Below are 25,979 nucleotides of genomic sequence, written 5' to 3'. Positions count from 1 at the left end.
GCGAGGTGTGCGGGGATGCGCTGGAGTGTGCGGCTGCGCAAGATCGCGACGGTCCTCGCGCTGGGAGTCGGAGCGGGCGCCGTCGCCGGGCTGCCCGCGTCCCCGGCCCACGCCGAGGGCCCGTACTACTTCACCTGCAGAGGACCGCTCGCGCCCGGCGGCACCGTCGCGGTCAACATCTCGGTGTCGTCCCGGGAGCCGGCGGTCGGCCAGCCGCTCGTGGTGCAGTGGCAGCTCGGCGTGCAGTCACCGCTGAAGGTGACCGACCCGTACGACGACCGCAAGCTCGACAAGGGCGGCCATCTCGCCGTCACCGGGCGCGTCTACGCGACCGGAGTGTGGACCGGGCGCGGCACGATCGACGCCACGGGCACCGAGTTCTACGACGCCGAGCGGCTGCGGCAGCCGGATAACCTGCCACTCGGTGCCGTCGCCAACGGCCAGGTGATCGCCTCCAATCCGGGGACCGGCGCGCTCCGCATCGGTTCGCTCGTCATTGACCTCGCCCCCGCCGAGTCGGTCTGGGACGACAGGTTCGACGACGCGGGCGACTTCTCCGTCGAGTACGACGGCGCCTGGAGCGCCGACAGCGGACCCTGGGCCGGGGGCGAGACGCCGATCAACGGGAGCCTGCAGCAGACCTCCAGGCAGGGGGACACGGCCCGGTTCACCTTCGTCGGCACCGGCGTCGACCTGATCGGCATGAAGAACGTCGACATGAGCCGGTTCGAGCTCACCGTGGACGACGGCTATCCCCCGGTGGAGTACCGCCAGGTCCACGACGCCTACTGGGACGCCGCGGCCGAGCCGCGGCTGCGCGAGACGTTCACCGCGATCGACGGCCTGCCGTACGGCAAGTACACCCTGACCGTCAAGAACACCATCGAGGGCAAGTACGCCCGGGTGGACGCCTTCCGCGTGCGCGCCGCCACCGCCGACAACTCGGCGGCCTCGCCGTACCGGACCGTGTGCAAGCCGCCGGAGAACGTGCCGCTCATCCCGATCACGGTCACCGACGGCACGCCGGGTGACCCGAGCGAGCAGCCCACCGAACCGGAGGAGCCTTCGCCGACCGGGAGCAACGGCAACGGGAACGGCGACGACGGTAACGGGGACAACGGGAACGGCGACAACGGCGGTGGCGGCACCCCGAGCACGAGCGCCACGCCGAGCGGGAGCGCCACCCCGACCGGCGGTACCACCCCGACCGGCGGTACCACCCCGACCGCGGGAAGCACCCCGACGCCGAACCAGGTGCTGGTGACCACCACGGTGTCCGGCTCGCCGCGGCCCACCCAGACGGTCACCGCGACCGTGACCGCGAGCCCGCAGGTACGGATCACCCCGGTCGGCGCGGCGGCGACCGGTGAGGCGCCCGCCGCCGGGCCGTCCCCCGGCGCGCTCGTGGCGCTCGGCACTCTGCTGCTCGGCGGCGGTTTCGCCGGTGGGCTCGCGCTGCGCAGGCGCCGCGCCGCACACGCGGGCGACCGTCCCGGTCCGACGAGCTGAGCGGGGGAGGCGACGATGACGAACCAGCCGGACGGATACCGGCCGCCGCAGCCGTCGCACCCACCCGCGCAGCCGTACCGGCCCGGCCGGGTCCTGCCGCGGGCGGCCCTGCCCGCGGTGCTGCTGCTCGCCTGCCTCGCCGGAATCGCCGCGATCATGGCCGGTCTGCTCGCGTTCCTCACGCCCGCCACGACGACCCTGGAGGCGGAGGCCCCGCAGGAGCTCAACGTGGTGAACGTGGGCGGCACCGGCTCCTACCTGCCCCCGACCGTCGGCCCCGGCGGCCCGGGCGTACCGCTCACCCAGGCCGCGCCGACCGCGCCGCCGCCGTCGCCCGCCGCCTCGCCGGTGCCGCCGGTCACCACCGGCCGCACGGTGCGCCCGGTCCGCATCGCCATCCCCGACCTCGGCGTGTCGGCCCCGCTCATGCGGCTCGGCGTGAAGCGCTCGGGCGAGATCCAGGTGCCGCCGCTGAGCCGGCGCAACCTCGCGGGCTGGTACCGCCACGGCCCGGTGCCCGGCGAGCTCGGCCCGGCCGTCATCCTCGGCCACGTGAACAACCGGCAGGGCGCGGCCGTGTTCGCCCGGCTGCGCGAGATCAGGCGCGGCCAGAAGATCTACGTGACCCGCTCCGACGGGGTCGTGGCCGAGTTCACCGTGGACGGCGTGGAGCAGGTGAGCAAGAAGACGTTCCCCACCGAGCGGGTGTACGGCAACACCACCGAGGCCGCGCTGCGCCTGATCACCTGCGGCGGCGTGTACGACCGCAAGCGGCACGGCTACAGCGACAACATCATCGTGTACGCCACGCTCTCCAACACCCGGGCGGCCTGAGGGCCGATCCGGGCCGATTCGCGCGATCACCCCGCCCCGCCGGGCCCGCCGTTCTAGGCTGGGGGCGGTATGAGGTAGATCGTCCGTGACGTGACGGTTCGCCACGAGCCGTTCGGTATGTCGATGTGATCGCGACCGTACCGTGACCAAGCACTGCGATCCTGGTGCGCCCTGACGTGATCTGACAGGTTGAGTCGGAAAAGCGAAAAGAGGCTAGGAGAGACACGTGCGGATGTCCCAGGCACAGCGACGCCTCGCCCTGCTCGCCGCTGCCCTCGGAACCGTCGGCATGGGCGCTCTCCTCACCGGCCTGCCCGCCGGCGCGGACACCAGGACCGTCACCTACACGTGCACCGCCGCCGGGACCGGTACGGGCGCGGGCACCGAGGCGGGTACCCAGACCTCCACGACGAGTCCGGGTACCGGGACCACCACATCCCCGAGCACCGGAACGACCACGTCTCCGGGCACCGGTACGGGCTCCGGCGGTGAGACCACCCACGAGGTGACGATCAACCTCTCCGGCGGCACGTCGGCGACCGCGCAGGCGGCGTACCCGGCCACGGTGGTGATCGCGGGGGCGAACCCGTCGTTCAGCGCCACTGCGGAGATCCCCGCGGGCGCGCAGATCCAGCTCGTGCCGCAGGTGTCGGTGAGCGCCGCCCCGACCCCGCCGGCGGTGTCGTCGGTCACCGGTGAGGCCACGGCGTCGGTGACCACCCCGGTGCCGTCCGGGTCACCGCTCGCGCCCATCCCCACCGCGACGGTGACCGTCACCCCGGAGCCGGGCACGACGTCACTGGTCCTGCAGGCGGGCGCGTTCACCCTCCGGGTGGCCCAGCCCGGCGCCGCCGCAGTCGACCTCTACACGTGCACCCCCGCCGTCACCGGCAACACCGTCCCCGCCGCGGTCACCGCGGCCGTGGGCACGCCCGGCGCCGCCACCTCACCGACCACCACGCAGAGCCCGTCCCGGCAACCCACCCACACCGTGGAGGTGACCGTGACGGAGCACCCGACGAACGGCTCGAAGGTGGCGCGCACGCCCGCGGGCGGCGTCGCGACCGGCGGAGGCGGCGAGGCCGGGCCCGACGGGCGCACGCTCGTGCTCGCCGGATCGATCACGCTGCTCGGCGCGGCGGCCGGTGGTCTCGTGCTGCGGCGGCGACGTCTCGCCCGAGGGTGAGCGGGGCCGCCGGTGAGCATGCCACCGACCCACGGCGGCGGATACCCCGGCGAGGCGCCCCCACCCGGCGGCGTGCCCGGTGACCCGCACGGCGGCCTGCCCGCCTACCCGGCCTTCCCCCAGCCGCAGGCGATCCAGCCCTGGCCGCAGCCCGTGCCGCCGCGGCCGGACCCGCCACCGCCCCGGCCGAGCGCGCACCAGATCATGCGCGTCGTGCTCATCGTCGCGGCACTGGCGGGCGTGGTCACCGTGATCGCCGGGCTGCTGCTCATGGCGAGCAACCCCGAGGAGTACGGCCTCGCCTCCGGCAACGGCCGTACCTCGCTCAACGTGGGCGTGCAGCCCACCCCGGACGCGGCGAACGCCGGCGCGCTCACCACCCTCGCCCCGGACGCGGCGGCCCCGGTGCCGAACCTGCCCCCGGCCCCGCCGCTCCAGCCCTCCACGCCGAAACGGCTGATCATCCCCAAGATCGGGGTGAACGCGCCGATCCGCTCGGTGGGCCTCGACCGCCGGGGCGTGATCCAGGTGCCGCCGGTGAACAACCCGAACCTCGTCGGCTGGTACCGGTACGGCCCCACCGCGGGCCAGGCGGGCCCGGCCGTGCTGCTCGGCCACAAGGACACCCGGACCGGCAGCGCCGTGTTCAGCCGGGTGCACGAGCTGCGCCACGGCGACACGATCGAGGTGGTGCGCATGGACGGCACGGTCGCCGTGTTCACCGTCGGCGGCCTGGAGCAGGCCGGCAAGGACGTGTTCCCCACCCACCGGGTGTACGGCGACGCCGCCACCGCCGAGCTGCGGCTGATCACCTGCGGCGGCGTCTACGACCGCACCACCGGCCACTACACCGACAACATCATCGTCTACGCCACGATGACCGCCACCCGCATGGCGTCGGGCTGACCCGCCGCGGCCGTGCCGTACCGGATCCCCGGCCGGACCGCGCCCTGCGGGGTGCGCGGAGTGTGACCGGCCGAAACGGGCAGGCTCTCCCCAGGACGTCCTTCCGGCGTGCGCCCGTGCCCGCCGCGCCGGGAATGCCGGGAGAGGGGCTTTCGGGCCGGGCGTCCTGATGTAACCTACGAGTAACCGAATAATGCTCGGTCTCACGGGAGAGGACCTAGGAGGCACCGTGGCAGAGGCGTACATCGTCGGGGCGGTCCGGACCCCGATCGGCAAGAGGAAGGGCGGACTCTCCGGTGTCCACCCCACGGACCTGGCCGCGCACACCCTCAAGGCGCTCATCGACCGCACCGGCGTGGACCCCGCCGCGGTGGACGACGTGATCATGGGGTGCGTGATGCAGGTCGGGCCGCAGAGCCTGAACATCGGCCGGAACGCCTGGCTGTCGGCGGGCTTCCCGGAGAGCGTGCCCGGCGTCACGATCGACCGGCAGTGCGGCTCGTCCCAGCAGGCGGTGCACTTCGCCGCCCAGGCGGTGCTCTCCGGCACCCAGGACCTCGTGGTCGCGGCCGGCGTGGAGTCGATGAGCATCGTGCCGATGGGCGCGTCGCTGGTGCCGAACATGCCGTTCCCGTACGGCGAGAGCTGGGTCGCCCGCTACGGCCTCCAGGAGATCTCCCAGTTCCACGGGGCCGAGCTGATGTGCAAGAAGTGGGGCTTCACCCGCCGCCAGCTCGAGGAGTACGCGCTGGAGAGCCACCAGCGCGCGGCCAAGGCGATCGCCGACGGCCGGTTCAAGGACCAGATCGTGCCGGTCAACGGCGTGGAGAACGACGAGGGCCCGCGGCCGGACACCAGCCTGGAGAAGATGGCCGAGCTCAAGACGCTGCGCGAGGACGGCATCATCACCGCCGCCACCTCGTCGCAGATCTCCGACGGCTCCGGCGCGGTGCTCATCGCCTCCGAGCGCGCGGTACGCGAGCACAACCTCACCCCGCGCGCCCGCATCGTCAACCTCACCGTGCTCGGCGACGACCCGGTCTACATGCTCACCGCGCCGATCCCGGCCACCCGGAAGGCGCTGGAGCGGACCGGCCTGTCGATCGACGACATCGACGTGATCGAGATCAACGAGGCGTTCGCCCCGGTGCCGCTCGCATGGCTCAAGGAGATCGGCGCCGACCCGGCCCGCACCAACCCGAACGGCGGCGCGATCGCGCTCGGCCACCCGCTCGGCGGCACCGGCGCGATCCTCATGACCAAGCTGCTGCACGAGCTCGAGCGCACCGGCGGCCGGTACGGCCTGCAGACCATGTGCGAGGGCGGCGGCATGGCGAACGTGACGATCATCGAGCGGCTCTGACCGCCGGGCCGTACCCGAATCGTTGATCATTTGTGACGCCCGTCCCCGAGGGGGACGGGCGTCTTTCATGATCGGGACTACTATCATCGGCATGGCCTACGCGGGGTGCCGCGCGGGCCCGCCCCGGCCTGCCGGCCGTTCCGCACGGCGAGGATAACGGCTCTTCACCGGTGCGCGTCAGGGGTGTTTACAAACGCACGTGCATCTGTGATTGAAGCTGTACGGACAACGCGGACGGATGCAACACTTACCGAGATTCCAGGTTTCGCCCTAGGGAGGGCTGAGATGGCGATTCGGCGTGCGGAGGAAATCGAGCCCCGATCTCCCGTGGCACTCGCCAAGGGCGGACCCACGGTGCTGCGCATCCTGCTCGGCAGTCAGCTGCGGCGGCTCCGCCAGGAGCGGGGCATCAGCCGCGAGGAGGCCGGCTACGCGATCCGCGCCTCCCACGCCAAGATCAGCCGCCTGGAGCTCGGCAAGGTGAGCTTCAAGGAGCGCGACGTCGCCGACCTGCTCACCCTGTACGGCGTGACCGACCCCGCCGACCGCGCCCCGCTGCTCGAGCTCGCCCGGCAGGCGAACCGCCCCGGGTGGTGGCACAAGTACAGCGACCTGCTGCCGCACTGGTTCGAGGTGTACGTCGGCCTCGAGGAGGCGGCCTCGATCATCCGTACCTACGAGATCCAGTTCATCCCCGGCCTGCTGCAGAGCCGGGACTACGCCCGGGCGGTGATCAGCATCGGCCACCCGCGGGCGAGCAAGGAGGAGATCGACCGCCGCATCGAGCTGCGGGAGCGCCGCCAGCAGCGGCTGCTCGGGCCGGACGCGCCGACGCTGTGGGCCGTGGTGGACGAGGCCGCGGTGCGCCGCCCGTTCGGCGGGCCGAAGGTGATGCGCGGCCAGATCGAGCACCTGCTGGAGATGACCGAGCGGCCCAACATCCGCCTCCAGGTGCTGCCGTTCTCCCGCGGCGGCCACGCCGCGGCCGGCGGGCCGTTCACCTTCCTGCGGTTCAGCGAGCCGGCGCTGCCCGACGTCGTCTACATCGAGCAGCTCACCAGCGCGCTCTACCTCGACAAGCGCGAGGACACCGACGCGTACATGGAGGTCATGGACCGGGTGAGCGTGCAGGCGAACACCGTCGCCGCGTCCAAGCAGTTCCTCAAGGACCTGCTCGACGAGTTCTAGGCCACCCGGCCGCCGGTCGTCCCGGGCGTGCCGCGCGGGCACGCCCGGTGCCTTCGGCATGCCCGCGCCGCCCGGCCGTACCGGCCGGATGATCAGCTCTTCGCCGCCACCCTCGCGCGCGGCACGGCGACCCACGGGCCGTCGATCGACGGGTCGAGCACGCCCTCCTCGAGGAACGTGTACCGGCCCGCCATGACCCGGCGGGCGATCCGGGTGTCGGTGTCGTCGGTGTTGTGCCACAGGTCGTGGAAGAGCGCCTCCACCCGCTGCCGGGCCTGGCGGCAGAAGCCCTCGGCGAGCTCCTGCGGGCCACGGCCGAGCCGGGCCGCGTCCTCCCGGGCGCGCAGGCACACCGCGGTCATCGCGAACAGCTCGGCCCCGATGTCCACGATCCGGCCGAGGAAGCGCTGCCGGTGCTCCAGCCGCCCCTGCCACCGGGACATGCCGTAGAACGTCGACCGGGCGAGCTTGCGGCAGGCCCGCTCGACGTACCGCAGCTCGTGGGCGAGCGGCCCGAAGTCCGCGTACGACCCCGGCCGGTTGCCCGGACCGGCGACGAGCGTGGGCAGCCAGCGCGCGTAGAACCCGCCCGCGCGGCGCGCCGCCGCGGCCTTGGCGCGCATGTCCGCCTTCGGGTCGACGAGGTCGCCCGCGACGGAGAGGTGGGCGTCGACCGCCTCCCGGGCGATGAGCAGGTGCATGATCTCGGTCGAGCCCTCGAAGATGCGGTTGATCCGCAGGTCGCGCAGCATCTGCTCGGCGGGCACCCCGCGCTCGCCGCGGGCGGCGAGCGAGTCGGCGGTCTCGAACCCGCGGCCGCCGCGGATCTGCACCAGCTCGTCCGCGACCTGCCAGGCCATCTCCGAGGCCCACAGCTTGGCGAGCGCCGCCTCGATGCGGATGTCGTTGCGCTCGTCGTCGGCGAGCCGGCTGCACAGGTCGACGAGCGCCTCGAGCGCGTACGCGGTGCACGCGATGAACGCGATCTTGCCGCCGACCGCCTCGTGCTCGCCGATCCGGCGGCCCCACTGCACCCGGGCGTCGCCCCACTCCCGGGCGATCTTCGTGGCCCACTTGGCGATGCCCGCGCACACCGCGGGCACCGAGATGCGCCCGGTGTTGAGCGTGGTGAGCGCGATCTTCAGGCCCTGGCCCTCCTTGCCGATGAGGTTCGCCGCCGGGACCCGCACGCCCTCGAACCGGGTGAGGCCGTTCTCGATGCCGCGCAGCCCCATGAACGCGTTGCGCCGCTCCACCGTGATGCCGGGCGTGTTCGCCTCCACCACGAACGCGCTGATCCGCGACCCGGTACGGGCCATCACCACGAGCAGGTCGGCGATCGTGCCGTTCGTGGTCCACAGCTTGGTGCCGTCGATCACGTAGTGGCCGCCGTCCGGGTCGTCGACGAAGGTGGCCGTGGTGGACAGCCGGGCCGGGTCGGAGCCGACGTCCGGCTCGGTGAGCAGGAACGCGGAGATCTCGCCCCGCGCGCAGCGCGGCAGGAACGCCCGCTTCTGCGCCTCGGTGCCGAACAGCCGCAGCGGCTGCGGCACCCCGATCGACTGGTGGGCCGAGAGCAGCGTGGCGATCGCGGGGGAGTACGACCCGACGAGCGCCAGGGCGCGCGTGTAGTACAGGTGGTTGAGGCCGAGCCCGCCGTACTCGGGCTCGATCTTCATGCCGAACGCGCCGAGGTCGGCGAGCCCGGTGATCACGTCCTGCGGGACCACCGCCTCGCGCTCGATCGCGGCCGGGTCGACCTTGTCCTCCAGGAACCGGCGCAGCCTGTGCAGGAACTCGTCGCCCCGGGCGTTCTGCTCCGCGTCCGGCCGGGGCATCGGGTGCACGAGGTCGAGCCGGAGGTCGCCGAGGAAGAGCTGCTTGCCGAAGCTCGGCCGCGTCCACTCCCGTTCGCGCGCCTGTTCGGCGATCTCGCGTGCCTTCGCGTAGTCCGTCATCTCGGCCTCCCAAAGACGCCTCGGGGACGACGTTTTGTGTACGTACCGTCGACGTTGCGTGTCGTGCGAACTACGTACCCAATGGGAGGCCGACGATTGCGGCCCTGGTCAGGCCCGGTTCAGACCCTGGTCAGGGCGTGGTCAGGGCGCCGCGGGAGCCCGCGATCAGGACCCGCGCACCCGGGCGACGCAGAACACGGTCTGGCCGAACGGCGGGCGGATGAAGCGCTCGATCAGCCGGGTGAGCGGGACCACGGTACGGTCGTAGATCTTGACCAGGCGCGGGTCCGGGTAGCCGACGCCGCCGCGCCGTACCGCGACCCACCAGGCGATGCCGCCGAGCAGGTTGATCGGCTTGAGCACCTCGATGTCGAGACCGGCGCGCTCCACCGTGGCGCGCAGCGTCTTCGGCGTGTACCGGGTGACGTGCCCGACCTTCCGGTCGAAGTCGCCGTAGAGCTGCATGTAGCCCGGCACCCACAGCACGATCCGGCCGCCCGGCACCGTCACCCTCGCCACCGAGCGCAGCGCCTCGACGTCCTGCTCGATGTGCTCCAGCACGTTCATCATCACGACCGTGTCGACCTTCTCCCGCAGCGGGATCTCGGTCGGCAGGCCGAATTGGAGCACCTCGACGTTCCCGTGGTCGGCGAACCGCTTGGTGAGCTGCTCCACGCAGTACGGGTCGAAGTCGCTCACCACGAGCCGGTCGAGGCGGGGCAGGAACTGCTCGGCGAAGTGGCCGAGGCCCGAGCCGATCTCCAGCATCGAGCGGCCCACGTGCGGGGCGACCATGTCGTACTCGTAGCGCCGGTAGTTCCTCGCCTCGTCTCCGCCCAGGTGGTTCTCCAGGGCCCCCTCGCCGGCGGCCGGCTGCACAACACGGTCGTACCCAGACATGTGTCCCGTTTCCGATCGATGGTGGTGTTCCGCTCGGGATGGCGCGAGAAGTCACGGCCCGCGGGAGACGCGGTCTCGTCGGGAGTCTAGTGGCAGCGGGCCGTCCGCGTGGCCCGCCGCGCCTACGATGAGGCTCTCGCGAAAGGGGCTACATGGCGACGACCTTCGTCGGACGGCGTGCCGAACCGGCCCAGGTGATCCGCCTGCTCGGGCGGGCCCGGCTGGTCACGCTCTGCGGGGTCGCGGGCGTGGGCAAGACCCGCCTCGCCCGCCGGGTGCTCGAGGACGCCGGGCGCATCCCGGTCGACCTCACCGTCATGGTCGACCTCGAGCCGCTCGACGACCCGGCCGCGCTGCCCGGCGCGGTCGCCCGCTGCCTCGGCATCGCCCCCGACCCCGACCGCACCGCCGCCGAGTGGACGGCCGCGATCGCCGAATGGTTCGGCCACCGCCGCGTGCTGCTCGTGCTCGACACCTGCGACCGCCTCGTCGACGCCGTGGCCCGCCTCGCCACCGCGCTGTTGCGGGCCGTACCCGGGCTGCGGGTGCTCGCCACCGGCCGCCGGTCGCTCGGCGTGCCCGGCGAGCACGTGCACCTGGTGCGCCCGCTGCCCGCCTGCGACGCGGTCGCGCTGCTCCGCGACCGGCTCGGCGACCCGCCCGGCTTCGAGGCCGAGGCCGCCCGCGAGCTGTGCGGGCTGCTCGACGGCGTGCCGCTCGCCATCGAGCTCGCCGCCCGATCCCTGTCCGGACGGCCGATCCGGGAGTACATCGCCGCCCTCGGCGACGGCTGGGAGCCCGCCGGCGCCGCTCCGGTGGCCGCCGCGGACCTGCCGGAACGGCACCGCAGCGTGCGCGCCGCGCTCGGCTGGAGCCACGCCCTGTGCACCCCGCGCGAACGGCTGCTGTGGGCCCGGCTGTCGGTGTTCCCCGGCGAGTTCGACCTGCCCGCCGCGGAGCACGTGTGCGCGGGCGGCCCGCTGCCCGCCTCCGCCGTGCTCGACACGATCGGCGGGCTCGTCGACAAGTCCGTGGTGCTCCGCGCCGACCGCCCCGGCGCGGCCCGCTACCGGCTGCTGCGCGGGGTGCGCGCGTTCGGCGCCGAGTGGCTCGACCGGCTCGGCGAACGCGAGGCGGTACGGCGCCGCCACGACGATTACCGACGGTGACGGATCGGGCGCGTAGAGCGGTGGAAACCTCCACCCCGGTAGGAGGATCCTTCGCCTTCGAGGGGCTCCGCCCCACCCGCGACCACTGAGGGCACCCACACCGTTACCCACGGCATGGTTGCCTGACGGTCAGGAGGGCGGACCAGTGATGAAGACGTCATGGCAGACCGGCAACCTGCCCGCGGAGATCGGCGGCCTCATCGGACGATCGGCCGAGCTCGCCGAGCTCGCCCGGCTGATCGGGGAGCACACGCTGGTGACCGTGACCGGGCCCGCCGGGGTCGGCAAGACCCGGCTCGCCGTGGAGGCCGCCCGGGCGTGCCGCCTCCCCGACGGGGCGTGGTTCGCCGACCTCGCCGCGGAACGCGACGCCGGATTGCTCGCGCACGGCGTCTCGGCCGCGCTCGGCGTCGGCGACCAGGCCGCGCGGCCGCAGCGGGAGGTGCTCGCCGAGCGGCTCGCCGGGAAGCGCATGCTGCTCGTCCTCGACACCTGCGAGCACATGATCGCCTCCTGCCGCGAGCTCGCCGAGGCGATCCTCGCCGCCGCGCCCGGGGTGCGCATCCTCGCCACCAGCCGCCGCCCGCTCGGCCTGCCGCAGGAGCGGGTGCTGCGGCTAGAACCGCTCGCCGTACCGCCGACCGGGGACGACCGGCCCGAGCGGTACGACGCGGTCCGGTTGCTCGCCCGGCGCGCCGAGGCGCTCGGCGCGCGGCCGGAGGGGGGCGCGGCCGCGGACCGGCGGGCGCTCGGCGAGCTGTGCCGCAGGCTCGACGGCATCCCGTTCGCGCTCGAGCTCGCCGCCCGGCGGCTGCGCACGATCTCCCCGGGCGAGCTCGCCGAGCGCCCCGGCGACGTGTTCAGCCTGCTCGGCGACGACCCGGACCGGATCGCCGAGGGACGGCACCACTCGCTGCGCACCGCGGTCGGGTGGAGCCACGAGCTGTGCGGCCCGGAGGAGCGGCTGCTGTGGGCGCGGCTGTCGGTGTTCCCCGGCGGCTTCGACATCGGCTCGGCGATCACCGTGTGCACCGACGACCGGCTCCCCGACGCGGCCCGCCCGCTCGCCCGGCTGATCGAGGCGTCCGTGGTCACCCGCAGCACCGCCGGGCGGTGCCGCCTGTATGCGCCGATGCGCGAGTACGGCGCGTTCTGGCTGCGCGAGCTGGGCGAGGAGGAGGAGCTGCGGCGGCGCCACCACCGCCACTACCGGGAGGCCGCGGTGCGGGCCGAGGCCGAGTGGGCGGGCCGGGTCCAGCTCGACTGGACCGACTGGGCGCACCGCGAGTACCCCAACCTGCGGGCCGCGATCGAGCACACCGTCACCGGGCCGGACGGCCTCGAGCTCGTCGCCGCGCTGTGGTTCCTGTGGTTCTGCGCCGGCCGGATCACCGAGGGCCGCCGCCACCTGGACCGGGCGCTCGCGCACAACCGGCGGCCCACGCCCGCCCGGACCAAGGCGCTGTGGGCCTCGGCGTGGGTCGCGCTCGCCCAGGGCGACCTCGCGGTGGCGGCGGACCGGTCGCTGGAGGCGCTGGAGGAGGCCACCGACCAGGGGGACGAGGCCGGGGCGGCCTCGGCCGTGCACGTCGCCGCGGTGCTCGCCATGCTCCGCGACGACCTCGACCGCGCGCTGAAGCTCGTGTGCGAGGCGATCGACCTGTTCGCCCGGGTGCCGGACCCCGGCATCGGGCTCGCCATGGCCCGCCCCACGCTCGCGCTCATCCTCGGGCGGCGCGGCGACCACGAGCGCGCCGACCAGGTGCTGCAGGGGCACCGGGCGTGGTGCGAGCGGCAGGGCGAGGTCTGGTCCCGGTCGTACGGCGACTACGTGCGGTCCGTGCTCGAACTCGGCCGCGGCGACCTGGACGCCGCCGAGGCGCACGTGCACGCCGCGCTCGCCGCCAAGTGGCGGCTCGGCGACATGCTCGGCAGCGCGCTCGCCGTCGACCAGCTCGCCGCGGTCGCCGCCGCCCGCGGGGACGGCGAGCGCTCCGCCCGGCTGCTCGGCGCCGGGCAGCGCATCTGGTCGGCGTTCGGCGGCCCGCAGGCCGGGGCCCGGGCGTTCGCCTCCGGCCGCCACACCACCGAGCACCGGGTGCGCAGCATGATCGGCGACGAGCGGTACGAGGCCGCCTACGCCCGGGGCACGAGCCTGGAACCCGGCGGCGGCGTCATCGACTGACGCGCCGGCGAGCCGGCGGTCAGCGGCAGACCGCCGCCGGGGCCTCCACCTCCTCGACCGGGGCGGTCAGCCAGCGGTCGATCTCGCGCAGCAGCTCGAGCTTGAGCGAGTCCGGGGCGGCCGAGGAGCGGATCGACTGGCGGGCCAGCTCGGCGATCTCCGCGTCGCGGAAGCCGTACACGTCGCGGGCGAGCTCGTACTGCGGCAGCAGCCGCGCCCCGAACAGCAGCGGGTCGTCGGCGCCGAGCGCGATCGGCACCCCCGCGTCGAACAGCCGGCGCAGCGGCACGTCCGCCACGGTGTCGGCGACGCCGAGGCCGACGTTCGAGGTCGGGCAGACCTCGCAGCAGATCTGGCGGTCGGCGAGCCGCGCCATGAGCCGCTCGGACTCGGCGGCCCGCACCCCGTGCCCCACCCGGTCCGCGCCCAGGTCGTCGATGCACTCGGCGACGCTCTGCGGCCCGGCGAGCTCACCGCCGTGCGGCACGGCGAGCAGCCCGGCCCGTTTGGCGATGCGGAACGCGCGGTCGAAGTCCCGCGCCCGGCCCCGCCGCTCGTCGTTGGAGAGCCCGAAGCCGACCACGCCCCGGCCCGCGAACTGCCCGGCGAGGCGGGCGAGCGTGCGCGCGTCGAGGGGGTGCTTGGTGCGGTTCGCCGCCACGATCACCGCGATGCCGACCCCGGTGGCCTTGGCCGCCCGCTCGGCCGCGTCGAGGACGAGCTCCAGGGTGTTCGTCAGGCCGCCGAACCGGTTGGCGTACCCGGACGGGTCGACCTGGATCTCCAGCCAGCGCGAGCCCTCGGCCGCCTCGTCCTCCGCCGCCTCCCGCAGCAGGCGGTAGACGTCCTCCGGCCGGCGCAGCACCGAGCGCGCGATGTCGTAGAGCCGCTGGAACCGGAACCAGCCACGCTCGTCGGTCGCCCGGAGCCGGGGCGGCCAGTCCTCCACGAGCGCGTCGGGAAGGTGCACGCCGTGTTCCCGGGCGAGCTCGATCAGCGTCGAGTGGCGCATCGAGCCGGTGAAGTGCAGGTGCAGATGCGCCTTCGGCAGAGTGTGGAGCGGACGTGGCATTGCCATATCGTGCCGCACCCCGCGCGGTGCGCGTGGCCGTTCCGGGCGATCCCTGTCACCGGATTTCGGACGTCCGGGTCGCAACGCCGCGCAGGTGGGCGAAGCGCCGGGGTACGGCCGGCCGGTGCGATGAAAAAACCGGCGGCGACCGCGCAGGGTCGCCGCCGGGGATCGGCTCGGTACGGCGGGGCCGCCCGCCGGGCGTCAGTGCGCCTCGGCGAGCAGCTTGCCGATGCGGCTCACGCCCTCGACGAGGTCGTTGTCGCCGAGCGCGTAGGAGAGCCGGAAGTAGCCCGGGGTGCCGAACGCCTCGCCGGGCACCACCGCGACCTCGGCCTCCTCCAGGATCACCTCGGCGAGCTCGGCGGAGGTCTGCGGGCGGCGGCCGCGCAGCTCCTTGCCGAGGATGTTCTTCACCGACGGGTAGGCGTAGAACGCGCCCAGCGGCTCGGGGCAGACCACGCCGGGGATCTCGTTGAGCATGCGCACCATGGTCTGGCGGCGCCGGTCGAACGCGGTGCGCATCTCGGCCACCGCGGACAGGTCGCCGGAGACCGCGGCGAGCGCCGCGGCCTGCGCCACGTTCGAGACGTTCGAGGTCGCGTGCGACTGCAGGTTCGTGGCGGCCTTCACCACGTCCTTCGGGCCGATCAGCCAGCCGACCCGCCACCCGGTCATCGCGTAGGTCTTGGCCACGCCGTTGAGGATCACCACGCGGTCGCCGAGCTCCGGCACGGCCGTGGCGATCGAGGTGAACCTCGCGTCGCCGTACACCAGGTGCTCGTAGATCTCGTCGGTGACCACCCACAGGCCCTTCTCCGCCGCCCAGCGGCCGATCTCGGCCACCTGCTCGGGCGAGTAGACCGCGCCGGTGGGGTTCGACGGCGAGACGAACAGCAGCACCTTGGTGCGCTCGGTGAGGTGGCGCTCGAGCTGCTCGACCGAGGCGAGGTAGCCGGTGGTCTCGTCGGTGACCACGTCGACCTGGACACCGCCCGCGAGCTTGATCGCCTCAGGGTAGGTGGTCCAGTACGGCGCGACCACGAGGACCTCGTCGCCCGGGTCGAGCAGGGTCGCGAACGCCTCGTAGACCGCCTGCTTGCCGCCGTTGGTGACGAGCACCTGGGACGGCTCGACCGAGTACCCGGAGTCGCGCCGGGTCTTCTCGGCGATCGCCTCCTTCAGCTCGGGCAGGCCGCCGGCCGGGGTGTACTTGTGGAACCGCGGGTTCCGGCAGGCCTCGACGGCCGCCTCGACGATGTAGTCCGGCGTGGGAAAGTCGGGCTCGCCTGCGCCGAAGCCGATCACCGGGCGTCCGGCGGCCTTCATCGCCTTGGCCTTGGCGTCCACGGCGAGCGTGGCGGATTCGCTGATCGAAGAGATGCGCTTCGAGATGCGGGGACGGGTCATGCCTCCATCGTCCCAGACCACGGCCGAGGTTTCGCTGTGATATCCGCGACGTACGCGCCGTGGCGGGGTAGCGTTGACGTGCGCGGACGTCATTCGGTTCGACGAAGCGGCCGTTGGCACGTACACTTCCAGATCTAGTGAGCCACGAACGCGGGGCAACGCGCCCTCACGGCGTCCTCACGAACGCTGGGACAAGGCGGTCCGCCGAGGCGGTATGGTGGTTCGCGACATAGGGCACTGGCGCAATTGGTAGCGCACCGGTCTCCAAAACCGGCGGTTGGGGGTTCGAGTCCCTCGTGCCCTGCGAAGTGCGGTCCGCGCACCGGGTTAGGCGTGTTGGCGCGCCGCAAGATGCGACGGACACGACGAAGCAGGTGAGGACTGTGGCGATCGACACCCGCAGCGAGGCCGCGGACAGGCCAAGCGAGAAGAAGAAGGCCAAGCGCACCTCGCCGGCACTCTTCTACCGTCAGGTCGTCGCCGAGCTCCGGAAGGTCGTCTGGCCGAGCCGCCGGGACCTCATCACCTACACCACCGTGGTCCTCATTTTCGTGCTGATCATGGTTGCGATCGTGTTCGGCTTCGATGCATTGTTCACCCAGGGTGTGGTGGCGGTCTTCGGCGGCTCCTGAGCGGCCGGTGGACCTCGCCGCCGAACCCGCCCAGTCCGACGACGAGTAGAGAGAAAGTCACCGTGTCCGAGTTCCCACCGTCGCCCGGTGAGTCCCGCGAAGAGTGGGATCGCGAGCCGGAAGAGCCGGTAGCGGCCGCCGAGTCGGCCACCGGTTCGGCCGACGCCGACGCCACGGCCGAGGCCGGTCAGCAGGTCGGGTCCGAGGCGGGCGCCGCCGTGGACGAAGACGGTGACGTCGTGCCCGACGAGGCCGGGGTGGACCCGGTGGAGGCGTTCAAGGAGACCCTCAAGGGCCTCCCGGGAGAGTGGTACGTCGTCCACTCCTACGCCGGTTACGAGAACCGGGTGAAGTCCAACCTGGAGAGCCGCATCCAGTCCCTCAACATGGAGGACTACATCTTCCAGGTTGAGGTGCCGACCCACACCGTCGCCGAGTTCAAGGGCGGCAAGAAGACCCCGGTCAAGGAGCGGGTGCTCCCCGGCTACGTGCTCGTGCGCATGGAGCTCACCGACGAGTCGTGGGCGGTCGTGCGCAACACGCCCGGCGTGACCGGTTTCGTGGGCCTGTCGAACAAGCCGAGCCCGCTCACCCTCGACGAGGTGGCGAAGCTGCTCGCCCCCGAGCCGGAGGAGGAGACCAAGGCGGCGAAGACCAAGACCCAGGCCGCCACGGTCGAGTTCGAGATCGGCGAGTCCGTCACCGTCATGGACGGCCCGTTCGCCACCCTGCCCGCCACGGTGAGCGAGATCAGCCCCGAGCAGCAGAAGCTCAAGGTGCTGGTGTCGATCTTCGGCCGGGAGACGCCGGTCGAGCTGTCGTTCAACCAGGTCTCCAAGCTCTGATCGGAGCCCGACCGACGCGGGCCCCCGGCACGGCGGCCGGGGGTCGGCGTGTTCTTGGTAGGATTCCGATGCTCGCGATGACCAAGCGGGCTCGCCGCAGGGCTCGCGGTGACAGGGCGCGAGGACCTCACCGACGGACGGTCGGTGTCGCGCCGAGCACCGGCCTCCGGTTGAATCCCCCGTCTTCGCACGAGGCGCGGGGGCGCAGCCTGTCGGTCGCCTAAACTGGGGCGGTCCAGCGCATGTGGGAGTCGCGGTAGCGCACGCCGCTATCGGCGGTACCGGCACGATCCTCACGCCGTGAGGGGCGCCGGATGCGGCGCTGGTCACGCCCAGCTCGTCTCCCCACATCCGTGGGGCGTTCACGAAGGACCCGGAGAAAGAGCAGATGCCTCCGAAGAAGAAGATCGCCGCGCTGGTCAAGGTGCAGCTTCCTGCCGGCCAGGCCACGCCCGCTCCGCCGGTCGGTACCGCGCTCGGTCCGCACGGCGTCAACATCATGGACTTCGTCAAGCAGTACAACGCGGCGACGGAGTCCCAGCGGGGCAACATCATCCCCGTCGAGATCACCATCTACGAGGACCGCACCTTCACCTTCGTCACCAAGACGCCGCCGGCGCCCGAGCTGATCAAGAAGGCCGCGGGCATCCAGAAGGGCTCCGCGGTGCCGCACCGCGACAAGGTGGGCAAGCTCACCAAGGCGCAGCTCCGCGAGATCGCCGAGATGAAGATGAAGGACCTCAACGCCCGCGATCTCGAGGCGGCGGAGAAGATCATCGCCGGCACCGCGCGGTCGATGGGTGTCACCATCGTCGACTGATCACCGACCGTTTTCCCGTCCCGCCGGTAACGCCGGCATGTCCATCGCCCGCGCCGTACGGCTCCGCGACCGCGGAGCGTGCAGGCGTCCGGGCCCGGCAGAACTCGTGGGAGGGCCGGGCGCGGCCCATACCACGGTTCACTCGTAAGGAGTGAGCAGATGAAGCGCAGCAAGGGTTACCGCAACGCGGCCGCGCTGGTCGACCGTTCGCGGCTGTACACCCCGGCCGAGGCGGCCCGCCTCGTCAAGCAGACCTCGCCCACCAAGTTCGACGCGACGGTGGAGGTGGCGCTGCGGCTCGGCGTCGACCCCCGCAAGGCCGACCAGATGGTCCGCGGCACCGTCAGCCTCCCGCACGGCACCGGTAAGACCGCCCGGGTCCTGGTCTTCGCGACCGGTGTGCGCGCCGAGGAGGCCCGCGCGGCGGGCGCCGACATCGTCGGCGCCGACGAGCTAATCGAGGAGATCTCCAAGGGCAACCGGCTCAACGAGTTCGACGCCGTGGTGGCGACCCCCGAGCTCATGGGCAAGGTCGGCCGGCTGGGCCGGGTGCTCGGTCCGCGTGGTCTCATGCCGAACCCGAAGACCGGCACGGTGACGCCGGACGTCGCCAAGGCCGTGACCGAGATCAAGGGCGGCAAGATCGAGTTCCGCGTCGACCGGCACGCGAACCTCCACCTGGTGATCGGCAAGACCTCGTTCAGCGAGCGCGCGCTCGTGGAGAACTACGCCGCCGCGCTCGACGAGGTGCTGCGGCTCAAGCCGTCCGCCGCCAAGGGCCGCTACCTGAAGAAGGTCACCTTCAGCTCCACGATGGGGCCGGGCATCCCGGTCGACCCCAACATCACGCGGGACATCGCCGCGGAGCTCGCGAGCTGATCGCGTACCCGTCACGCGCCATCGACGTACCTGGATGGGCCCTCGCCGCCACGGCGGGGGCCCATCGGGCTTTTCCGGGCGTACGGCCGGCCGTCGCCGCGCCGGATGAGGGGCCGCGGGCGGCCGTGCCGTACCGGGGCGTGCCGTGACGCCGGGGTGGCATTGCCGTACCTCGGGGCCCGTCGGATTTGGCGGTGTGCGCGCGGAGGCCGTAAGCTGTCCTGAGCCGAAGACCGCTGGTCGTCGCCGGGCTGCTCGTGGCCCGGTGACCGAAGGTCCCACGTGTTGGGCGACCCGCGCAGGTGGTGGACGTTTCTCGCTGGGGTCATCCGTGGCGGGCCCGTGGACAGGTGCCGCGCCGACCCCCGCTTGGGAAACCCCGGAGCGCCTGCGCCCGGGGTTTTGTTCGTTCCCGGGACCTTCGCCGGCGGCACATCAGGAAGGAGGCCCATGGCGAGGGCGGACAAGGCGACGGTCGTTGCCGAGCTCACCGACCACTTCTCGAGCTCCAGCGCTGCCGTCCTGACCGAGTACCGCGGTCTCACCGTGGCGCAGCTCCAGGAGCTGCGCTCCACTCTCGGTGGACACGCGAAGTTCGCCGTGGCGAAGAACACGCTGGCCAAGATCGCGGCGAAGAACGCCGGGGTCGCCGGTCTGGACGACCTGCTCAAGGGCCCGACCGCGATCGCGTTCGTCAAGGGCGACGTGGTCGAGGCCGCCAAGGGTCTGCGCGACTTCGCCAAGGCCAATCCCCTCCTGGTCATCAAGGGCGGTGTCGTCGACGGCAAGCCGATGACGCCGGCCGAGATCACCAAGCTCGCCGACCTGGAGTCCCGCGAGGTCCTGCTCGCGAAGCTGGCCGGCGCGATGAAGGCGAAGATGGCCCAGGCCGCCGCCACCTTCAACGCGCTGCCCACCAACATGGCCCGGCTCGCCGAGGCCCTGCGCGCCAAGCGCGAGGAAGCCGGCGAGTAAGCCGTCGAGCAGGCCGCCGGGGCGCGTGCACCCCCGGCGGCCGAGGGGATTGGCGGAGCTCGCGTACCGCGGTCCCGCACGAACGTACGAAACACGGGAGGAACGACCACCATGGCGAAGCTCAGCAACGAGGAGCTGCTGGACGCCTTCAAGGAGATGACCCTCCTTGAGCTGTCCGAGTTCGTGAAGCTCTTCGAGGAGACCTTCGACGTCAAGGCCGCCGCCCCGGCCGCCGTCGTCGCCGCCGCCCCGGCCGCGGGCGGTGCCGCCCCGGCCGAGGAGGCCGAGGAGAAGGACGAGTTCGACGTCATCCTCGAGGCCGCCGGCGACAAGAAGATCCAGGTCATCAAGGAGGTCCGGGCCCTCACCAGCCTCGGCCTCAAGGAGGCCAAGGACCTCGTCGACGGCGCGCCCAAGCCGCTGCTCGAGAAGGTCAACAAGGAGACCGCGGAGAAGGCCAAGGCCGCCCTGGAGGCCGCCGGCGCCACCGTCACCATCAAGTGACGTTTCGCCGCAGTCTCGTGCCCGCGCGCTGAGGCACGCGGCACACCTCCTTCGGATAAGCCGAAGGACGCAGGAACATACGAAGAGGGCTGTCACCTGGTGCCGGTGGCGGCCCTTTTCGCGTTCCCGGCACTCCGGCGCCCCGGCGGCTCCGGTACGGCGTGGCCGTACGGCCGTGCCCGGCGGCCCCGCGGAGCCGGTGCCCCACGTGGATCCGCGCCGGCGCCGAACCCGGGCGATGCCCATCTCGTCGGACTACCCGGACGGGAATGTCAGCCCGGGTTATGATCCGGGCGACCCTCACCGGGAGGCCGGATGGAGCGCAGCACACCACGCCTCGTCGTCACGCTCGTGCTCGCCGGGTTGGTCGTGGCCCTGGCGGCCGCGCTGGTCTGGATCCGGATCGGCCTGGCCGCCGCGCGGACCGCGGCGGAGGAGCGCGAGGCGGCGATGCGGGCGGCGGCGATGCACGCGGTCAGCCTGCTCTCGCTCAACCACAAGACCGTGGACGAGGACATCCGGCGCATCATCGCCACCTCGACGGGCGAGGCGCGGCAGACCCACGAACGGCACGCACCCGAGATGCGGCGGGCGGCGCTCGCCGCCAAGGTGGTCCAGACGGGGGTGATCCGCGCGGTCGGCCTCGTGTCCATGAACGCCGAGCTCGACACCGCCGAGGTGCTCGTGGTCGCGGACGCGGTGAACCGGTTCGAGGACACCAAACCCAGGTTCGAGGAACGCTACTACCGGTGGACCATGCGGGTGAGCAAGGTGGGCGGCGCCTGGCTCGTGTCGAAGGCGGAGCAGACCCGGTGAAGCATCGCGGACCAGGCGAACCGGACAGGCCGCACGCCTCCGGCGGACGGTGGGGCCGCCGCGACGCGGCGCGGGGGCGCCACGGCCGTCCCTGGCGACCGCCGTACGCGGACGAGCAGGCCGACGAGCGGCCGTCGCAGGTGGGGGCGTGGGTTCCCCGCGGGCCCGGGGGCTCCGGGCCGCAGCCGTCCCGTCAGGGGCCGTGGGCCGGCCCGGGCGACGAGGCGGCCGACGCCGGTGCCGGTGGCCTGCCCGGCGACCGGGCGGCCGGCGACGCGGCCGTGCCGTACCCGGACGGCCCGCCGGGCCCGGCGCCCGAACCGGCGGAGCTCCTGGAGATCAACCCCGGGCGCGGCGACGACGAGGCGGCCCCGCGGCGCGGCCGGGGCGGTGCGCTGCTCGTCGCCCTGCCGGCGATCGCCGCGGCCGGGCTCGCCGTCGCGGTGACGCTGAGCTACCTCGAGCTGCGCGACCTGCGGCGGACCGAGGCCGCCGCGGCGGAGGCGCTCGCCAAGGCGCGCTCGTACGCCGCCGTGATGCTGTCCTACGATCACCGGAGCGTCGAGCAGGACCTCGCCCGGGCCGCCGGCCACGCCACCGAGCGGCTCGCCGCCCGGTACCGGAGGCTCGCCGAGACCCTGGTCCCGGAGGCGAAACGCGAGCAGGCCGTGCAGCAGGTGCACGTGACCGGGGCCGCCGTGGAGTCGGCCACCCCGGAACGGGTACGGGTGCTGATGCTTATCAACCGCACCACTAGTAAACTCCCGCCCGGCGCGAAGAGCCGCAGAAGCGAGGTCGTCCTCGGGCGCGTGCGGTTCGTCATGGTCAAGGGTGGTGACGGTGCGTGGCGGGTGGACGAGCTGTCCACCCTGCTGGGTGACCCGCCCGCCCGCACCTGATGAGAGGGCTCGACCAAATTGTTGGTAAAGATAATGTTTGGAGAGGGTCCGGGCAGGGTATATCGCGGCTGCGATCACGTCGGCAGGCGGTAAGCGTTCGCCCTCCGGCCGGGCCGGGTGTTAGCGGTACTCGCGGGCGGGTATCGTCTGGGACCGGTGTCCCCGTACGGCGCCGCGAGGCCGGGAAACCCGGTGTTCTCGGCCCCTGGCCGGGCGAAATGTGGGCCCGTGGGCTTGACGTTTCGCCGCTGACGGGCGATGCTGCGACCAACGTGGAGCGCAGAGCGAGAGCAGAGTGGACAGGTGTATGCCGTTCGGCTACACTGCCCCTTTGCGCTGCCCTTTGACGACCCGCTTCTCTCGGTAACCCGTTGTGAGGCGTCGTCTGGCGTGCGTGTAGTCAGTCCGCGAGCCCTCGGAAGGACATCTGTTGGCAGCCTCGCGCAACGCCTCCGCCGTGATCACTGGCCCTCGCCGCGTGTCGTTCGCGCGGATCCAGGAGCCGCTCGAAGTTCCCGACCTTCTTGCGCTGCAGACCGAGTCGTTCGACTGGCTGCTGGGCAACGAAAGGTGGAAGGCCCGGGTCGAGGCGGCTCAGAAGCTCGGGCGCAAGGACGTTCCGACCCAGTCCGGCCTCGAGGAGATCTTCGAGGAGATCAGCCCGATCGAGGACTTCTCGGGGACGATGTCGCTGTCGTTCCGGGACCACCGGTTCGAGCCGCCCAAGTACTCGATCGAAGAGTGCAAAGACAAGGACATGACCTACTCCGCCCCGATGTTCGTGACGGCGGAGTTCATCAACAACACCACCGGTGAGATCAAGTCCCAGACGGTGTTCATGGGTGACTTCCCGCTCATGACGCCGAAGGGGACGTTCATCATCAACGGGACCGAGCGGGTCGTGGTCTCCCAGCTGGTGCGCTCGCCGGGGGTGTATTTCGGCCGGTCGGTGGACAAGGGCTCGGACAAGGATCTGTTCGACTGCCGGGTGATCCCGTCGCGGGGGGCCTGGCTGGAGTTCGAGATCGACAAGCGGGACAGCGTCGGGGTGCGCATCGACCGTAAGCGCAAGCAGCCGGTGACGGTGCTGCTGAAGGCGCTGGGCTGGACCAATGACATGATTCTTGAGCGGTTCGGCCGGTATGAGACGATGCGGGCGACGCTGGAGAAGGATCACACCTCCGGCCAGGAGGACGCGCTGCTGGACATTTACCGCAAGCTGCGTCCGGGTGAGCCGCCGACCAAGGAGTCGGCGCAGGCTCTGCTGGAGAATCTGTATTTCAACCCCAAGCGGTATGACCTTGCCAAGGTTGGGCGGTACAAGGTCAACAAGAAGCTTGGGCTGGATGTTGACATCAATCAGGGGACGCTGACCGAGGAGGACATCGTCGCGGTCATCGAGTACCTGGTGCGGTTGCACGCGGGTGAGACCTCGATGCCCGGCGTCAACGGCGAGGTCCCGGTCGAGGTGGACGACATCGACCACTTCGGCAACCGGCGGCTGCGCACGGTGGGCGAGCTGATCCAGAACCAGGTCCGCCTGGGGCTGGCCCGGATGGAGCGGGTGGTCCGGGAGCGCATGACCACCCAGGACGTCGAGGCGATCACGCCGCAGACGCTGATCAACATCCGGCCGGTGGTCGCGTCGATCAAGGAGTTCTTCGGCACCTCGCAGCTCTCCCAGTTCATGGACCAGACCAACCCGCTGGCCGGCCTCACCCACAAGCGGCGGCTGTCCGCGCTGGGTCCGGGTGGTCTGTCCCGGGAGCGGGCCGGTATGGAGGTCCGTGACGTGCACCCGTCCCACTACGGACGGATGTGCCCGATCGAGACCCCGGAAGGCCCGAACATCGGCCTGATCGGTTCGCTGTCCTCCTACGCGCGGGTCAACGCGTTCGGCTTCGTGGAGACGCCGTACCGGAAGGTCGTCGACGGCCGGGTCACCGACCAGATCGACTACCTCACCGCGGACGAGGAGGACCGGTACGTCATCGCCCAGGCGAACTCCCCGGTCAACCCGGACGGCACGTTCGCCGAGGGCCGGGTGCTGGTGCGCCGGAAGGGCGGCGAGTTCGAGTACGTCCGCTCCAGCGAGGTCGACTACATGGACGTGTCGCCGCGGCAGATGGTGTCGGTGGCGACCGCCATGATCCCCTTCCTCGAGCACGACGACGCCAACCGGGCCCTGATGGGCGCGAACATGCAGCGCCAGGCCGTGCCGCTGCTGCGCAGCGAGGCCCCGCTGGTCGGGACCGGCATGGAGTACCGCGCCGCCACCGACGCCGGCGACGTGATCATCGCCGAGAAGCCCGGCGTGGTGGAGGAGGTCTCGGCCGACTACATCACCGTCGCCAACGACGACGGCACCCGCATCACCTACCGGGTCGCCAAGTTCAAGCGGTCGAACCAGGGCACCTGCTTCAACCAGAAGCCGATCGTCGACGAGGGCGACCGGGTGGAGGCCGGGCAGGTGATCGCCGACGGCCCGTGCACCCAGAACGGGGAGATGGCGCTCGGCAAGAACCTGCTGGTGGCGTTCATGCCCTGGGAGGGCCACAACTACGAGGACGCGATCATCCTGTCGCAGCGGCTCGTCCAGGACGACGTGCTCTCCTCGATCCACATCGAGGAGCACGAGGTGGACGCCCGGGACACCAAGCTCGGCCCGGAGGAGATCACCCGGGACATCCCCAACGTCTCGGAGGAGGTCCTGGCCGACCTCGACGAGCGGGGCATCATCCGGATCGGCGCCGAGGTGGTGCCGGGTGACATCCTGGTCGGCAAGGTCACCCCGAAGGGTGAGACCGAGCTGACCCCGGAGGAGCGGCTGCTGCGGGCGATCTTCGGTGAGAAGGCCCGCGAGGTGCGCGACACCTCGCTGAAGGTGCCGCACGGCGAGTCCGGGAAGGTCATCGGCGTGCGCGTGTTCTCCCGGGAAGAGGGCGACGAGCTCCCGCCCGGCGTGAACGAGCTGGTGCGCGTGTACGTCGCGCAGAAGCGGAAGATCACCGAGGGCGACAAGCTCGCCGGCCGCCACGGCAACAAGGGCGTCATCGCGAAGATCCTGCCGGTGGAGGACATGCCGTTCCTGGAGGACGGCACCCCGGTGGACATCATCCTCAACCCGCTGGGCGTCCCCGGCCGGATGAACGTCGGCCAGGTCCTGGAGACCCACCTCGGGTGGATCGCCGCGCAGGGCTGGGATCTCTCCGGCGTCGAGGAGGACTGGGCGCAGCGGCTCAAGGACAAGGGGTTCGAGCAGGTCGAGCCCTGGACCCACGTCGCCACGCCGGTCTTCGACGGCGCCCACGAGGAGGAGATCACCGGCCTGCTCGGCAACACCCTGGTGGACCGGGACGGCCGCCGTCTGGTCGGGGTGAACGGCAAGGCGCGGCTGTACGACGGCCGCACCGGCGAGCCGTTCAAGGATCCGATCTCGGTCGGTTACATCTACATCCTCAAACTGCTCCACCTCGTGGACGACAAGATCCACGCACGATCCACCGGTCCCTACTCCATGATCACCCAGCAGCCGCTGGGCGGTAAGGCGCAGTTCGGCGGCCAGCGGTTCGGTGAGATGGAGGTGTGGGCCCTGGAGGCGTACGGCGCGGCCTACGCCCTGCAGGAGCTGCTCACCATCAAGTCCGACGACGTGCCGGGACGGGTGAAGGTCTACGAGGCGCTCGTCAAGGGGGAGAACATCCCCGAGCCGGGCATCCCCGAGTCCTTCAAGGTGCTGATGAAGGAGATGCAGTCGCTGTGCCTGAACGTCGAGGTGCTCTCCAGCGACGGCGTCTCCCTCCAGATGCGTGACAGCGACGAGGACGTGTTCCGCGCCGCGGAGGAACTCGGTATCGACCTGGCTCGCCGCCCCAACGAAGGTGCGATGAGCGTCGACGAAGTCTGATCCTGATCTGGAAGCTGAGGGG

At 71.9% G+C, this 25,979-nt stretch carries 21 protein-coding genes and 1 tRNA gene; 18 read left to right on the top strand and 4 right to left on the bottom strand.

Annotated elements, in window-relative coordinates; genetic code table 11:
• The first annotated feature begins 15 nt into the window (after positions 1-15).
• From FHX40_RS19080 to FHX40_RS19055, 6 genes are all read left to right on the top strand, one after another.
• A complete protein-coding gene (locus tag FHX40_RS19080; RefSeq protein WP_142260891.1) occupies positions 16-1,509 on the top strand; it encodes a hypothetical protein in 1,494 nt (497 codons plus the stop codon).
• Positions 1,510-1,524: 15 nt separating this feature from the next.
• Positions 1,525-2,343: a class F sortase gene (locus FHX40_RS19075; RefSeq protein ID WP_142260890.1), complete on the top strand. Its 819-nt coding sequence runs from the start codon at positions 1,525-1,527 to the stop codon at positions 2,341-2,343.
• Between the two features lie 232 nt (positions 2,344-2,575).
• A complete protein-coding gene (locus FHX40_RS19070; protein ID WP_142260889.1) occupies positions 2,576-3,529 on the top strand; it encodes a hypothetical protein in 954 nt (317 codons plus the stop codon).
• Positions 3,530-3,547: 18 nt separating this feature from the next.
• Complete coding sequence (locus FHX40_RS19065; protein ID WP_142261890.1) at positions 3,548-4,435, top strand: class F sortase; 888 nt, start codon at positions 3,548-3,550, stop codon at positions 4,433-4,435.
• A 229-nt stretch (positions 4,436-4,664) separates the two neighbouring features.
• A complete protein-coding gene (locus tag FHX40_RS19060; protein WP_142260888.1) occupies positions 4,665-5,798 on the top strand; it encodes an acetyl-CoA C-acetyltransferase in 1,134 nt (377 codons plus the stop codon).
• 285 nt (positions 5,799-6,083) lie between these two features.
• A complete protein-coding gene (locus FHX40_RS19055; protein WP_142260887.1) occupies positions 6,084-6,986 on the top strand; it encodes a helix-turn-helix domain-containing protein in 903 nt (300 codons plus the stop codon).
• Between the two features lie 92 nt (positions 6,987-7,078).
• Here FHX40_RS19055 and FHX40_RS19050 read toward each other — a convergent pair whose 3' ends face one another.
• Both FHX40_RS19050 and FHX40_RS19045 read right to left on the bottom strand, forming a co-directional pair.
• Positions 7,079-8,944 carry an acyl-CoA dehydrogenase family protein gene (locus FHX40_RS19050; RefSeq protein ID WP_142260886.1) on the bottom strand — a complete coding sequence of 622 codons (1,866 nt, stop codon included), beginning with the start codon at positions 8,942-8,944 and terminating at the stop codon, positions 7,079-7,081.
• 165 nt (positions 8,945-9,109) lie between these two features.
• On the bottom strand, positions 9,110-9,823 hold the full coding sequence (locus FHX40_RS19045; RefSeq protein WP_229788553.1) for a class I SAM-dependent methyltransferase: 714 nt from the start codon (positions 9,821-9,823) through the stop codon (positions 9,110-9,112).
• Positions 9,824-9,996: 173 nt separating this feature from the next.
• On the opposite strand from FHX40_RS19045, the gene FHX40_RS19040 reads away from it, so the two are divergent.
• The gene (locus FHX40_RS19040) at positions 9,997-11,013 is read left to right on the top strand and encodes an ATP-binding protein (protein ID WP_142260884.1); all 1,017 of its coding nucleotides are present in this window, start codon (positions 9,997-9,999) and stop codon (positions 11,011-11,013) included.
• 148 nt (positions 11,014-11,161) lie between these two features.
• Positions 11,162-13,198 carry an ATP-binding protein gene (locus FHX40_RS19035; RefSeq protein ID WP_142260883.1) on the top strand — a complete coding sequence of 679 codons (2,037 nt, stop codon included), beginning with the start codon at positions 11,162-11,164 and terminating at the stop codon, positions 13,196-13,198.
• A 19-nt stretch (positions 13,199-13,217) separates the two neighbouring features.
• On the opposite strand, the gene FHX40_RS19030 is transcribed toward FHX40_RS19035, so the two are convergent.
• Together FHX40_RS19030 and FHX40_RS19025 are read right to left on the bottom strand one after the other, a co-directional pair.
• Positions 13,218-14,270, bottom strand: coding sequence for an adenosine deaminase (locus FHX40_RS19030; RefSeq protein WP_142260882.1), 1,053 nt, complete (start codon positions 14,268-14,270; stop codon positions 13,218-13,220).
• 204 nt (positions 14,271-14,474) lie between these two features.
• A complete protein-coding gene (locus tag FHX40_RS19025; RefSeq protein ID WP_142260881.1) occupies positions 14,475-15,680 on the bottom strand; it encodes a pyridoxal phosphate-dependent aminotransferase in 1,206 nt (401 codons plus the stop codon).
• A gap of 231 nt (positions 15,681-15,911) precedes the next feature.
• On the opposite strand from FHX40_RS19025, the gene FHX40_RS19020 reads away from it, so the two are divergent.
• The 10 genes from FHX40_RS19020 (at position 15,912) to rpoB (ending at position 25,957) form a co-directional block, all read left to right on the top strand.
• Positions 15,912-15,984 (top strand) — tRNA-Trp (locus FHX40_RS19020).
• Positions 15,985-16,063: 79 nt separating this feature from the next.
• Positions 16,064-16,312: a preprotein translocase subunit SecE gene (secE, locus tag FHX40_RS19015; RefSeq protein WP_142260880.1), complete on the top strand. Its 249-nt coding sequence runs from the start codon at positions 16,064-16,066 to the stop codon at positions 16,310-16,312.
• A 62-nt stretch (positions 16,313-16,374) separates the two neighbouring features.
• On the top strand, positions 16,375-17,157 hold the full coding sequence (gene nusG / locus FHX40_RS19010; RefSeq protein WP_170198885.1) for a transcription termination/antitermination protein NusG: 783 nt from the start codon (positions 16,375-16,377) through the stop codon (positions 17,155-17,157).
• A 388-nt stretch (positions 17,158-17,545) separates the two neighbouring features.
• On the top strand, positions 17,546-17,977 hold the full coding sequence (gene rplK / locus FHX40_RS19005) for a 50S ribosomal protein L11 (RefSeq protein ID WP_142260879.1): 432 nt from the start codon (positions 17,546-17,548) through the stop codon (positions 17,975-17,977).
• Positions 17,978-18,136: 159 nt separating this feature from the next.
• The gene (gene rplA, locus FHX40_RS19000; RefSeq protein WP_142260878.1) at positions 18,137-18,856 is read left to right on the top strand and encodes a 50S ribosomal protein L1; all 720 of its coding nucleotides are present in this window, start codon (positions 18,137-18,139) and stop codon (positions 18,854-18,856) included.
• Between the two features lie 450 nt (positions 18,857-19,306).
• Positions 19,307-19,831: a 50S ribosomal protein L10 gene (gene rplJ / locus FHX40_RS18995; RefSeq protein WP_142260877.1), complete on the top strand. Its 525-nt coding sequence runs from the start codon at positions 19,307-19,309 to the stop codon at positions 19,829-19,831.
• 111 nt (positions 19,832-19,942) lie between these two features.
• Positions 19,943-20,335, top strand: a complete 393-nt coding sequence (rplL, locus tag FHX40_RS18990) for a 50S ribosomal protein L7/L12 (protein WP_142260876.1) — start codon at positions 19,943-19,945, stop codon at positions 20,333-20,335.
• Positions 20,336-20,650: 315 nt separating this feature from the next.
• The gene (locus FHX40_RS18985; protein ID WP_142260875.1) at positions 20,651-21,151 is read left to right on the top strand and encodes a hypothetical protein; all 501 of its coding nucleotides are present in this window, start codon (positions 20,651-20,653) and stop codon (positions 21,149-21,151) included.
• Positions 21,148-22,050: a hypothetical protein gene (locus FHX40_RS25895; protein ID WP_229788554.1), complete on the top strand. Its 903-nt coding sequence runs from the start codon at positions 21,148-21,150 to the stop codon at positions 22,048-22,050. The genes FHX40_RS18985 and FHX40_RS25895 overlap by 4 nt, the downstream gene beginning before the upstream one ends.
• Before the next feature lie 430 nt (positions 22,051-22,480).
• Positions 22,481-25,957: a DNA-directed RNA polymerase subunit beta gene (gene rpoB / locus FHX40_RS18975; RefSeq protein ID WP_142260874.1), complete on the top strand. Its 3,477-nt coding sequence runs from the start codon at positions 22,481-22,483 to the stop codon at positions 25,955-25,957.
• Positions 25,958-25,979 lie beyond the last annotated feature (22 nt).

The organism is Thermopolyspora flexuosa (genome assembly GCF_006716785.1).
GTDB lineage: Bacteria > Actinomycetota > Actinomycetes > Streptosporangiales > Streptosporangiaceae > Thermopolyspora > Thermopolyspora flexuosa.
This window is presented reverse-complemented; position numbering and strand designations above follow the sequence as displayed.